General features: G+C 58.8%; 10 protein-coding genes. 6 read left to right on the plus strand and 4 right to left on the minus strand.

Annotated features, from left to right (window positions below; translation table 11 throughout):
- Positions 1-32: 32 nt before the first annotated feature.
- Positions 33-1,928 carry a polysaccharide deacetylase family protein gene (locus IGS16_RS00825; protein WP_297082485.1) on the plus strand — a complete coding sequence of 632 codons (1,896 nt, stop codon included), beginning with the start codon at positions 33-35 and terminating at the stop codon, positions 1,926-1,928.
- A gap of 45 nt (positions 1,929-1,973) precedes the next feature.
- Complete coding sequence (locus IGS16_RS00830; RefSeq protein WP_297082487.1) at positions 1,974-2,900, plus strand: D-alanyl-D-alanine carboxypeptidase family protein; 927 nt, start codon at positions 1,974-1,976, stop codon at positions 2,898-2,900.
- 53 nt (positions 2,901-2,953) lie between these two features.
- On the opposite strand, the gene IGS16_RS00835 is transcribed toward IGS16_RS00830, so the two are convergent.
- The gene (locus IGS16_RS00835; protein ID WP_297082489.1) at positions 2,954-4,135 is read right to left on the minus strand and encodes a F420-0:Gamma-glutamyl ligase; all 1,182 of its coding nucleotides are present in this window, start codon (positions 4,133-4,135) and stop codon (positions 2,954-2,956) included.
- Between the two features lie 424 nt (positions 4,136-4,559).
- Here IGS16_RS00835 and cruF point away from each other — a divergent pair, with 424 nt between their 5' ends.
- The 3 genes from cruF (at position 4,560) to IGS16_RS00850 (ending at position 7,585) form a co-directional block, all read left to right on the plus strand.
- Positions 4,560-5,474, plus strand: a complete 915-nt coding sequence (cruF, locus tag IGS16_RS00840) for a gamma-carotene 1'-hydroxylase CruF (protein WP_297082491.1) — start codon at positions 4,560-4,562, stop codon at positions 5,472-5,474.
- The gene (gene cruG / locus IGS16_RS00845; RefSeq protein ID WP_297082492.1) at positions 5,471-6,691 is read left to right on the plus strand and encodes a 2'-O-glycosyltransferase CruG; all 1,221 of its coding nucleotides are present in this window, start codon (positions 5,471-5,473) and stop codon (positions 6,689-6,691) included. Before cruF ends, cruG begins: the two co-directional genes overlap by 4 nt.
- A 108-nt stretch (positions 6,692-6,799) precedes the next feature.
- On the plus strand, positions 6,800-7,585 hold the full coding sequence (locus IGS16_RS00850; protein ID WP_297082494.1) for a ZIP family metal transporter: 786 nt from the start codon (positions 6,800-6,802) through the stop codon (positions 7,583-7,585).
- A gap of 127 nt (positions 7,586-7,712) precedes the next feature.
- Here IGS16_RS00850 and IGS16_RS00855 read toward each other — a convergent pair whose 3' ends face one another.
- From IGS16_RS00855 to IGS16_RS00865, 3 genes are all read right to left on the minus strand, one after another.
- Entirely contained in the window at positions 7,713-8,069 is a 357-nt protein-coding gene (locus IGS16_RS00855) for a ribulose bisphosphate carboxylase small subunit (RefSeq protein ID WP_068508976.1), read from the minus strand.
- A 15-nt stretch (positions 8,070-8,084) separates the two neighbouring features.
- Positions 8,085-8,474 carry a chaperonin family protein RbcX gene (locus IGS16_RS00860; protein WP_068508974.1) on the minus strand — a complete coding sequence of 130 codons (390 nt, stop codon included), beginning with the start codon at positions 8,472-8,474 and terminating at the stop codon, positions 8,085-8,087.
- 140 nt (positions 8,475-8,614) lie between these two features.
- Positions 8,615-10,045: a form I ribulose bisphosphate carboxylase large subunit gene (locus IGS16_RS00865; RefSeq protein ID WP_068508972.1), complete on the minus strand. Its 1,431-nt coding sequence runs from the start codon at positions 10,043-10,045 to the stop codon at positions 8,615-8,617.
- 586 nt (positions 10,046-10,631) lie between these two features.
- On the opposite strand from IGS16_RS00865, the gene IGS16_RS00870 reads away from it, so the two are divergent.
- Positions 10,632-11,822 (plus strand): hypothetical protein, encoded by a 1,191-nt coding sequence (locus IGS16_RS00870; protein ID WP_297082497.1) that lies wholly within the window; start codon positions 10,632-10,634, stop codon positions 11,820-11,822.
- Positions 11,823-11,924 lie beyond the last annotated feature (102 nt).

The following is an 11,924-nucleotide window of genomic DNA, read 5'->3' on the forward strand; positions in this document are numbered from 1 at the left end:
AGCGGCAGATGTATTTCTATAACTGAATCGCTATGGCGCGGTCTCGCAGACGGGGCGGGTTCGTTGGGCTGAGGGAGCGCTCCCTAGCCGGGGTTCGAGGAGTGACGCAGAGATGGATCACGCGGGCGATCGCCCTACCACTGGCAGGTAGCCTGTCGCTGGGTGGGCTGGGCGTAGGCAGCGCTGCGGAGCCGTCAGATAGAGCCGTAGAATCTGGGGTGAAGCGGTTCGGAACCGAGTGCCCGGTGAATCGGCTCGTTGCCCAGGAAACTGGGGTAGTCGAGCGTTCGGCGAGCCACGCTGCGGGGCATTCAGCGCCGTTGTTCTCCAGCGTGGGCAATCTGCTGACGGCGCTGCCGCTGGCGGCTCCCTTTCCCCAAATTCACCCGCAGGCGCGGCTGGGGCGCGTGCCCGTGCTGATGTATCACGACGTGCTGCCCCGCAAAGAGGTGTTTTTTGATGTCACCCCGGCAGAGTTTGAAGCGCACCTGCAAGCGATTCGGGACAATGGGCTGACTCCGATTCATCTAGATCAACTGGTGGCGCACCTGGCCACGGGCGCACCGCTGCCACCGAAGCCTGTGCTGCTGAGCTTTGACGATGGATACTTGGGGCATTACGAACACGTTTACCCGCTGCTGAAGCAGTATGGCTATCCCGGCGTGTTTGCGATTTACACGGGCAAGGTCGAGCGCAACTATGGGCGACCAGGGCTGACCTGGGCACAACTGCGCGAGATGGCGGCCGATCCGCTGGTGGCGATCGCCTCCCACAGCATCACCCATCCCAAAAACCTGGCTGATTTGGACGACCACGAACTGCGCTGGGAAGTGACGGAATCCAAGCGCATCCTGGAAGAAAAGCTGGGCGTTTCGGTGAAGCACTTTGTCTATCCCGAAGGCAACTATGACGAGCGGGTAAAGGCGGCGGTGCGGCGGGCGGGCTATCGCTCGGCGCTGACGATGAGCAACCAGGTCGATCGGTTTGCCAGCGAGTCGGAGGATTTGCTGAGCATCGACCGATTGGGGCAGTCGAAACTGTCGCTGGCGATCGCCCAGACCGACGGCGGCGCACCCTTGCCCCCTCCGGGCAGCGCCTTCAACTTCACGGCTCCGGTTCGCAAGCGCCAGCTAGAGCTAGACGGCGTGCGGCTGGTGCTGTTTTCTGGCGGCCGCCCGGTGACGCTCCACGCTGACAGCCGCTATCAAGTGTCTGAAATTATCGCCAACACGCCCGCCGTTGCTGCGGTAGATGGCGGCTTCTTTTCGATGAAGTATCTCGATTCCAACGTCATGATCGGCCCGGTCTATAGCCAGAACACAGGGCAGTTTGTGCCGGGGAGTGCCTGGGATATTTCCAAAATCGGCGGCCGGCCGCTGGTGCTGGTTGGCCCGGACGGGGTGAAATTTATCCCTTTTGACCCGCAGCTGCACAATACGCTGGCAGGAATTCGCAAGCTGATGCCCGACGTGACGGATGCCTTTGTCGCCGGGGCGTGGCTGGTGAAGGATGGAAAGGGGCGATCGCCCGAAACGTTCCGCGACCTGTTTGGGTTTGACGTGCCCCGCCACCGGGCATTTTGGGGCATCGACCAGGCAGCGCAACCCGTGGTGGGCGTGTCCAAGGAGCGGATCGATTCCGTGGCGCTGGGCGAGTTGCTGAGTCGGGCGGGGCTGCGGGAGGTGGTGATGCTCGACTCCGGCGCAAGTGCGTCGCTGGCTCACGGAGATGAGTTGCTGGTGGACTATACGCCCCGCCCCGTGCCCCACGCCGTCGCGCTGTTTCCGCCTGTCGAAAGCGAGATGGCGCAGGGCTGCGAGTTTCCTGTGGCCAGGGCCGAGTCTGGCTGCAATGGGCGCGATCGCTGTTTGGATGCCCTCACCGCGTTTGTACCGGGCACTGCGCCGCTGGATTCTGTTGCTCGATAAGTCCTGCCCCCGCGATTCCTGTCCCGATGATTCCTGGAATCTGTCATGACCCAACCCGCGACCTCCTCTTCACAACCGACTGAATCGCCCAAGCCGCCCAAGCCGACGGTCTGGGTACGCTCGCGACCACTGGGCTGGCGCAGTGCGTCAACCAGCGGGCGATCGCCCCATGCTTTGAAGCGGTGGGTTAGGCGGTTCTGGCTACCGCTGTTGCTGGGGCTGGGGGTTTTGCTGGGGGCATTGGGTCTGCATTCGCTGGGGAACCCCTCAGTCTGGAATCCGTTGGCGCTGCGCGTTGGTCGTCTGCCTTGGTTGGAGAGCCAGACTGGTCAGACCGTGATGCAAGGGGCAGAAGGGGCGATCGCCTCCTCATCACCCGCAAGCCCCCCAAGTCGCACCGAGGACCGTGACGAAGGTCGGGCCCCCCGTCCCCTGCCCCGCTACGGACACTTCGCCTTTGCCGAAGCCGACCCAGCCGATTTAATGGTCGTCGCCAGCTATTCCCAGGATGTAGCCCAGCGGTTTGAGCAACTGCACACCGACGCGGGATTGGCACTGCTGAAGATGATCGACGCGGCCCGACTGGAGGGCGTATGGATTGTGCCCGTGTCAGGCTTTCGGGATTATGAGCGGCAAACTCGCTTGTTTCGCCTGAAAACGCATCAATACGGCTCAGCCGAAGCAGCAGCACGGGCCGTGGCTCCTCCTGGCCACAGTGAGCATCACACAGGCTACGCTGTTGACCTGTCGGATGGGCTGGCGCGGGCGATGGACATCAGCCAGGCTTTTGGCAAAACAGCGGCCTATGCGTGGCTTACGCGCCGCGCGGCCGAGTTCGGCTTTGAGCTGTCTTTTCCTGAGAATAATCCCCAGGGCGTGCAGTACGAACCCTGGCACTGGCGCTATGTGGGCACTCCGGAGGCACGGCGACTGTTTGAACCTGCCAAGTCTGAGGTCAGGAGCGTGGGATAGGGATTGATTTTGGATATTGGATTTTGGATTGGGATAGATCAGCTTTTCGTAAATCAGCCTTTCATGGGGCGGATGAGGACGACGGGGGTTTGCTCGTCGGCGTTTCCGGCGGGGTTGCTGATCAGCGCTTGGGTCAGAAACTCATCGGTGAGTCCGGCGGTGGCGGCCAGCACTTTTACAGCTTTTAGGTCGTTCACATCGACGATTGCCGCCGCCAGTCCGGTTTCGCGCTTGATCTGGTCAACCACCTGCTGCGGATTTTCGGGTCCCAGCACGATGAATTGGTCGTAGGGCGGCAGTGTGCCCGTCACGTCGTCGATCAGTCGCGCCTGTTCGCCCGCAAGCTGGTAAAACAAGCCCGGTTTTTTGAGGAACTTTTTGGCGATCGCCCCTACCAAAAACGCCCCCGCCACGCGCCACGGCCCCACAATATTCACCAGCGTTTGCATTCCGCAGGCCGTGGCCAGACTGGAGGTGGGCAAGAAGTAATAGCACAGGCGCTTGGCCAGCCAGCCAGGTTTAATGTCCGAGGGATGATGAAAGCGGTCTTGCATGATGGCGACGGGCGTTTCGCCAATGGTCACTACGTCGCTGGGCTGGGCGTGGGGCATAACATAGCGCTTCACCACCGTTACGGGATCATCCAGATGGGTCAGCAGGTGGGTGCGGATGGGTAGCACGTCGGCGGCGGCAGTGGGTCGCCAACGGTGCGAGTCTTCGCTGCTAGGAAACTTGAGCGGCACCATGACATGGCGCACTTTGGGAATGCGGCCTTGGGGCCCGTAGGTGACGTAGTGAATGCGTACCCAGGCGGCTTGCAGGCTGCTGAGGTCGGGGCCTTTGATTTCCAGCGTTACTTCGGCATGGGTGGTCTTGCCAACTTTGACGATATAGCCAAACCAGTAGCCATCGGCGCGGGCGGGCACGTCGGCGTGTTTCGGCGTGACCCAGATACGGTGCGTGATGCCATCGAGGGAGTCTTTGGAAAGCAGCGTCACCTCAGCTTCTACATGAGGCACCATGATTTCCAGCCGCTCGGTCAGGTTGCGAAACTCCACATCGCCCACCAGCACGTAACGATCCGGCTCGTAGACATCCAGGTTCCACTCGCCGGGAGTGAGTACCAGTGCATTGCCCGGACGACGGCGAAACTGTGCCTCCCAGGCGATCGCCCCCAGTCCCACCAGCCCTGCTGCAATCCCCAATCCCGTTGTGATGATTCCCACGTCCGTCATGCTCCCAACTATCGCCCTTCAGACTCTTCAGACTATTACACCAGAAGACTACACCAGAAGACTGGACAACCCCGGTTCCTTGAAGCAATCGTCTTAGGTCAGAGATAAATTTACAAACCTTATTATTCTGCGTTAGGATGCACTCGGAATTCCTAATTTTTTAATTTTTATAAAAGCTGTTATTGCTATCAACTGTCCCTAAATCTTCAAAGTCGTAGTCGCAGAATCGTAAGTGTCAGATTTCCTGCGTCCCGTATTCCCTCCAGAATTCTTTAGCGCTGCAATCCGCCCACGCTGCTTGGATTCTAGGATTTGGTAGACGGCGGGTTCTTGCGTACTCTATCGGTTCAGTTGATGGTCGATTGATTAGCTCAAGCAATACGTTAAGCCTACTAGACTGAGCGCAAGCCTACACGGAGCAACTATGCAGAGATTGGTTGGAATTGAGCGGGCGTGTTTGATTGGGCATTTGGTGGCGATGGCGTTTGGGCTAGCGGGTCTGCTGCTGGTCATGCCCCATCCCGAATTTTTGACCCATGTGCCTGCTGGGCAAACGCTGTTTCGCTGGAGCATGGCGGGCGGCGGTGTGGTGTACATCTTGCTGGGGGCGATCGCCGTTTCGATCTATGCCTATCGCACGCTGGGGCTACGGGCGTGGCTCACGTTCCTGGTCTGCTCTGTGGGGTTGTCTCTCACCAGTGAACTGCTGGGCACCAGCACGGGCTTTCCCTTTGGACACTACAGCTATCTCAGCGGACTGGGCTACAAAATCAACGGACTGGTTCCCTTCACAATTCCCCTCTCCTGGTATTACCTGGGGCTGTCATCCTACCTGCTGGCGCGGGCTGGGCTGGAAACCGACAAGCCGACTTCTGGACTGCTGACCGTTGCGCGGGGCGCGGCGGCAGTGTTCCTGGGCACACTCCTGCTCACCTCCTGGGACTTTGTGCTTGACCCCGCCATGAGCCAGACTGCAATGCCCTTCTGGTACTGGCATCAGCCCGGCGCATTTTTTGGAATGCCGTACCAAAACTTCGTCGGCTGGCTGGGCACGGGAGCGGTGTTTATGACGGTCGCGGTGCTGCTGTGGGGGCGCACTGTTGCCAAGCCTCAAGCCACTCAGTTGAACTTTCCGCTGACGGTTTATCTGGGCAACTTCGCCTTTGCAATGGTGATGAGCCTCGCCTTTGGGTTCTGGATTCCGGTGCTGCTGGGTATTTTGTTGGGCGTGATTCCGGCGGTGTTGTGCTGGCGGCAGAGCTACTTGCTGAGTGAAAAATCGGCCACCACCGAAGCCTCTCGCAAGCCCTCAGTGCGCGTTGGGGTGAGCGCCAATTGAGCGGGCTAGAGGTGACGGCATGGGAGGCTGGGCTGGCGGGCGGATTGGGGGCGATCGCCCTGTTTCTCCTGGTCATCCAGCTTCCTGCTGCTGCAATCCTGCTGACTCGTCTGCTCAGCGCTGCCCGTCGCGCTTCCCCGCTGCGTCCCCAGAACGCCACGCCCGCCATGCTGGGAACCGTTAGCGTCGTCATTCCCACGCTGAATGAAGCACATCGCCTCCAGCCTTGCCTCGACGGGCTGACGCGCCAGGGCTATGAGCTGCGAGAGGCGATCGTCGTCGATAGCCATTCTCAGGACGGCACGGTGGATTTGGTGAAAGCGGCGGCTCAGCGAGACCCGCGATTTCGCGTCGTGTATGACGATCCGCTGCCTGCGGGCTGGGTCGGTCGCCCCTGGGCGCTGCACACTGGATATCTGCACAGCAGCCCCCACAGCGAGTGGGTTCTCGGCATCGATGCAGACACGCAGCCGCAGCCGGGATTGATTCCAGCGCTTCTCCAGGCGGCCCAGGCGGAGCAGTATGACCTGATTACCCTCGCACCGCGATTTATCCTGAAGCAGCCAGGGGAATGGTGGCTACAGCCTGCGCTGCTGATGACGCTGATCTATCGGTTTGGGGCGGCGGGGAGTCCGGCCGACGCGCCTGAGCGCACGATGGCGAATGGTCAGTGTTGTCTGATTCGGCGATCGCTCCTGGAATCCCTCGACGGCTACACCGGCGCCCGCCAGTCCTTTTGTGATGATGTGACTCTAGTACGCGAGGCAGCACGACGCGGCGCAAAGGTCGGTTTTCTCGACGGCTCTAACTTGCTCAAAGTCCGCATGTACGAGGGCATGGGCGAAACCTGGCGCGAATGGGGGCGATCGCTCGACCTCAAAGATGCCAGCACCCCTGCCCAAACCTGGAGCGATGTGGCGTTTTTGCTTTTGGTGCAGGCGCTGCCCTGGCTGCTGGTTCCGGCTGTGCTAACGATTCTGGCTATCCGTTCCACCGCTGCCTCACTAACGTTCCTTGCCCTGCTGGCACTCAACCTCTGTTTGCTCCTGCTGCGCCTCGGCACCCAGTTCGGCATCCGCACCGCCTACGATCGCCCCGGCAGCCGCTTTCCTCTCGCTTTCTGGCTCTCTCCCTTCGCTGATCCGCTAGCTGCCCTCCGCATCCTACGCTCTGCCAGCCGCAAACCCACACAATGGCGCGGCCGACGGTATGAGTGATAAAAGGTTTGAATGACCAAAGGTTGAAGTGCTGGAATAACGCGGAGATGCTGAAATAACCAGCGGCGATCGCCCCATTGCCTTCCTCAATCTCTACCGTTCTTTCCCATGCTCGACTCCCTCGACACCATTACCCTCGGTATCCTTGGCAGCGGCATTGCGGGCCTTGCCACAGGTCTAGGCGCACTGCCCATTTTCCTATTTGAAAAAATTAGCAAAAACACCCAGGGCATCATGCTGGGCTTTGGGGCGGGCGTAATGCTGGCGGCAACGGCATTTTCGCTGGTGATTCCAGGGCTGGAGGCGGCAACTGAAAGGACGGGTAGCAATGTCTATGCCGCGCTGATCGTGTCGCTGGGCATCGGGCTGGGCGGACTCTTCCTCTGGCTGAGCCATCGCTATTTCCCCCACGAACACTTTTTTAAGGGGCGCGAGGGCAGCAGTGCTGTAAACCTGAAGCGAGTGTGGCTATTTGTGATGGCGATCGCCATTCACAATTTTCCTGAAGGTCTCGCAGTCGGCGTAGGCTTTGGCGGCGACGATATTTCCAATGGCATTGCGCTAGCGCTGGGCATCGCCCTGCAAAACATTCCAGAGGGACTGGTGGTCGCTATTTCGCTGCTGTCTGAAAATTATTCCAAGCCCAGAGCGCTATTCATCAGCTTGCTCACAGGCCTGGTGGAACTGGTGGGTGGCATCTTGGGGGCAATGGCGGTTTCTCTGTTTTCAGCAATCTTGCCGCTGGCGATGGGCTTTGCAGCGGGCGCAATGCTGTTTGTCATCAGCGATGAAATTATTCCCGAATCACACCGTCTGGGTTATGAAAAAGCCGCAACAGTCGGAGTGATGGTGGGCTTTGTGCTGATGATGGTGCTGGATGTAACGGTGGGATGAGGAGCGTTCGATAGTCGGGCGATACCGCTCCACAAAAGCGAAGGTGCTGCATGAACTGACCATGCAACACCTCCCTGCTAATTCGCAACTCTAGCAACCAATCAACCAGGCATTAACCAATCCAGCATTAGTAGCGATAGCCGCCGCCGTAGTTGTTGTTATTACCAGGCTTATGAACAATGAAGCTCATCACCTGGCACTGCTTGATATTGTCAAACGCAACCACCCGGATATAGCAATTCGGGAATTCTGAACGGCATTGCTGCACCTCATTCAGCACCTCTTGAGGAGAAGTCGCATTAAACAATGGCAGCTTCCACATCGTCCAATAGTGCATCTCAGCCGCAGAATCTTCATTAAACTCGATGCAAGGGAAATAACCCTGGTCGAGCGTGTACTGGATCTGACGGGCAATTTGTGCGTCGGTCAACGGAGGCAGATAGGAAAAGGTTTCGTAACGGCGCTCTTTGGGTAAAGTCTTCATGGATTCCTCTATTCTCTAGTCTTCAGACGTTGAATCTTGTTCTGGATGGGTACTTGTAGCACCGGGGTCAAGCTGCGTCATTCGCTCAAGCTGCTCACAGCGTCGCTCCGTATTTGCCTGTTGGATGCCTGTACGAAGCATCTCTGGCAAAAAGTCAGCAATTTCCTCGGCAATATGCTCTCGCACGGTCAAAATCCGAAAGGCAAGGGCCTGATCCTCTTTGAACAGAGCCTGGAGGTAGGACTCACTGTTTTCGATCCGTTCGCGGCGAGAGAACTCATGCAGCCGTAGGGCACGGGGTGGATCAGTCTCGCTGAGCTGAGCCATCACCGTCCGCATTGCCTGAAACGTCAGGTAGCTGATTAGCGTCTTGCTCGTTTCCTTTGCGATCTGTCTAAGATCCATGCAGTTGACCCCGAGGGGGTGAAAGGTTGAACGCTGAGGAATAAAGAATGAGTGCTAATACTTATACCCTCAATTCGGGGTTGAGAGCGTAAACCAAGCATCAATTCCATTCCCTATTCCTCACCTGTCAGCCCTTCTCATCAGACGGTATCCACCGCCTCAAACTCGAACTTGATTTCCTTCCACAGTTCGCAAGCAGTAGCCAGTTCGGGCGACCAGCGGCAAGCTTCGCGGATGATGTCGCCGCCTTCGCGCATCAGGTCGCGACCTTCGTTGCGAGCCTGTAAGCAGGCTTCCAGAGCAACACGGTTTGCCGTTGCACCCGGTGCGTTGCCCCAGGGGTGACCCAGCGTGCCGCCGCCAAACTGAAGTACTGCGTCGTCGCCGAAGATTTCCACCAGCGCGGGCATATGCCAGACGTGAATCCCGCCAGAAGCAACTGCCATCACACCCGGCATGGAAGCCCAGTCCTGCGTGAAGTAGATGCCCTTGGAGGGGTCGCGCTCGATATAGTTTTCACGCAGCAAGTCCACGAAGCCGAGGGTGACCGCTTTGTCGCCCTCTAGCTTGCCCACCACGGTTCCGGTGTGGATATGGTCACCACCCGACATCCGCAAACACTTTGCCAGTACGCGGAAGTGCATCCCATGGTTCTTCTGGCGGTCAATCACAGCGTGCATGGCGCGGTGAATGTGCAGCAGAACGCCGTTGTCACGACACCACTTGGATAGGGTGGTGTTGGCGGTGAAGCCTGCGGTCAGGAAGTCATGCATGATGATGGGCATGTTGAGTTCTTTGGCGTACTCAGCCCGCTTGAGCATTTCTTCGCAGGTGGCGGCGGTCACGTTCAGATAGTGACCTTTGATTTCGCCCGTTTCAGCCTGGGCTTTGTGGATGGCTTCGGCCACGAAGGTGAAGCGATCGCGCCAGCGCTGGAAGGGCTGGGAATTAATATTTTCGTCGTCTTTGGTGAAGTCTAGACCGCCGCGCAGACACTCGTATACGGCACGACCGTAGTTCTTTGCCGACAGACCAAGCTTCGGCTTGATGGTGCAACCCAGCAGGGGACGACCGTACTTGTTGATCTTGTCACGCTCGACCTGGATGCCGTGGGGTGGGCCTTGGAAGGTCTTCAGGTAGGCGACGGGAATCCGCAGGTCTTCTAGACGCAGCGCCTTCAGGGCTTTGAAACCAAACACGTTGCCCACAATGGAAGTGAGCATATTGGTGACAGAGCCTTCTTCAAACAGATCCAGGGGATAGGCGATGTAGGCAATGAACTGATTGTCCTCGCCGCGAACGGGTTCGATATCGTAGCAACGACCCTTGTAGCGATCGAGGTCAGTTAGCAGATCAGTCCACACGGTCGTCCAGGTGCCAGTCGAGGACTCAGCCGCAACGGCTGCACCCGCTTCTTCGGGCGGCACACCGGGCTGAGGGGTGACGCGGAAGGCGGCCAGAATGTCCGTGTCTTTGGGCGTGTAGTCGGGGGTGTAGTAAGTCAGGCGGTAGTCCTTAACCCCAGCCTGGTACCCAGCTTTTGCCTGGGTCTTGGTTTGCGAATAAGACATCGTTTCCCTTCCTGTGAATCACTGTTTTCAGAGCGTACGAAACCCTGCCTGTGCAACACGACACAGGCGACATACCGCTAGCCGCGCTCTCAGGGCATAATCTCCAGCGCAGCGGACTGGCATTAACAAAGTCTTTATGTTCAGGGCAAAGGGTTGAACAGACTTGACGTTGAGCGACCTGCAAACTGCCCTGATCACGGGTTCAAGACAAAATATATCAGGGAATGAAACCGATTCAATAAGCTAAAAGTTGAAACTTCTTGGCCTCTCAATAATCTGCATTTATATTTCTAAAGGTTCTTAACTATTTTTTAAGATTTTTGGAAGCCGAAAGCAATCGCGAATCCCTGGCCCGCTCTAGCTTCGCAGCATACAAACGATGTAGGTCGAAACCGGATGAGGACATCTGAGACGACAAGCCGTCTATTTCGTTACAACTCGTTATGATCGGGTGGGATATCGCTTCCCGCTTTTTCGTCCTGAAGCTCCAGTTTGACGATGCTGGGCAGTTAAATGATTCGGCTGAAGCATTTTGCGATCGCCCTCCTAACACTTCCCAGATGATGCACGCCCCCTGCATTCCCCCATGACGCATTCCCCCGCCACCAGCGATTTTTCTCCGTTTCCAGTGCCCGTGCAGCGGCGGCATCAAGATCCGGCGGGGCTGTGGTCGCGGGTGTGGTCGGGGTCGGTGGTGCTGCATGTTCTATTGCTGCTGGCGGTGCTGCCCTCGCTGAAGACTGCCGTTGAGCGATCTAGAGGGGGGGGCGCGGCGACTCCGATTGAACTGGTGGATGTAGGGGCGATCGCCCCAGACACGACTCCTGATCCTGCAACCGTGCCTGCCAGCCCTGTCGCCCCAGCCCCGGCTGAAGTGCCTGCTCCGCCCCCTGCTGCGACACCAGCGCCGTCCCCTTTTCCGGTGAACCCACCGCCGCCTGCGCCCGCTGCCATCCCGCCTGCGGTGCTTGCCCCTGCCCCTGCGCCCGTGGAAACACCACCGCCCAGCCCGATCGCATCACCTCCAGTGGTGTCACCTCCAACGCCCATCCCAACACCTACGCCCATCCCCACGCCAGCGCCCCAGCGGCCGTCGCCCGTCCCGGTGCAGCCGTCTCCCTTTATTCCGCCGGAGCCGCCGCCCGTCTTGGGGCGAGAGCCTTTGCCGCCTCCACGCCCTTTTCCTGACGTGAGCCAGCCCAGCGAGTCCACCGAGCCACCCTTCCCCACGCCAGGACAAAACCCAACTGAGGGCGGCAACCCGGTCAATAACCCTGGAGACGCGGCTGCAAATCCGGTTCCGGGCAGTGGCGCACCGGGCATCGACACACCCGCCAGCGGCCCAGACACCGGCCCAGAAGACGACCTGGGCGAAGTGGTGATTGGTCGCCAGCCCACGCCTACTAGCCTGACGCTGAGCGTGGCGACCGTGCGCCACTTGTCGCCGCAGGAAACAGCCGACATCCCCGAAGAAAATGCCGAACTGCTGACCAGCCGCATTAGCGTCCTCGCCGACCCAACTCAGCCCAACTCCTGCCCACTTTTTCCGGACAGTGTGGCGGGCTTTGGCGCACCCGTGACGCTGCGGCTGGCGGTCGAGGCAGACGGGCGCGTGTCTCGCGCCGAGGTGCAGCAGCCCGCGCCCACAAACTATGCTTACACGGAGCTGGTGCAATGTTTAGCGCAGACGGGCTTGCAGTTCCGCCCAGCCCTAGATAGCGGGATTGCGCGTCCCAGTGACAATACGCTGGTGGAGGTGACGGTGGTGGGAGAGTGATAGGGCGGAAAGAACGAAAAACGAAAAACGAAGAACGAAAAACAGAACCTCTTCGTTCTTCCCTCTTCGTTCTTCCCTCTTCGTTCTTCCCTCTTCGTTCTT

It is taken from the genome of Thermoleptolyngbya sp. C42_A2020_037 (genome assembly GCF_015272455.1).
GTDB lineage: Bacteria > Cyanobacteriota > Cyanobacteriia > Elainellales > Elainellaceae > Thermoleptolyngbya.

Bases quoted from the DNA above. Each gene is read 5' to 3' on its own strand.
- IGS16_RS00850 (WP_297082494.1), top strand. From the start codon at position 6,800: ATGCTCGACTCCCTCGACACCATTACCCTCGGTATCCTTGGCAGCGGC.
- cruF (WP_297082491.1), top strand. From the start codon at position 4,560: ATGCAGAGATTGGTTGGAATTGAGCGGGCGTGTTTGATTGGGCATTTG.
- IGS16_RS00870 (WP_297082497.1), top strand. From the start codon at position 10,632: ATGACGCATTCCCCCGCCACCAGCGATTTTTCTCCGTTTCCAGTGCCC.
- IGS16_RS00825 (WP_297082485.1), top strand. From the start codon at position 33: ATGGCGCGGTCTCGCAGACGGGGCGGGTTCGTTGGGCTGAGGGAGCGC.
- IGS16_RS00860 (WP_068508974.1), bottom strand. From the start codon at position 8,474: ATGGATCTTAGACAGATCGCAAAGGAAACGAGCAAGACGCTAATCAGC.
- IGS16_RS00855 (WP_068508976.1), bottom strand. From the start codon at position 8,069: ATGAAGACTTTACCCAAAGAGCGCCGTTACGAAACCTTTTCCTATCTG.
- IGS16_RS00835 (WP_297082489.1), bottom strand. From the start codon at position 4,135: ATGACGGACGTGGGAATCATCACAACGGGATTGGGGATTGCAGCAGGG.
- IGS16_RS00865 (WP_068508972.1), bottom strand. From the start codon at position 10,045: ATGTCTTATTCGCAAACCAAGACCCAGGCAAAAGCTGGGTACCAGGCT.
- IGS16_RS00830 (WP_297082487.1), top strand. From the start codon at position 1,974: ATGACCCAACCCGCGACCTCCTCTTCACAACCGACTGAATCGCCCAAG.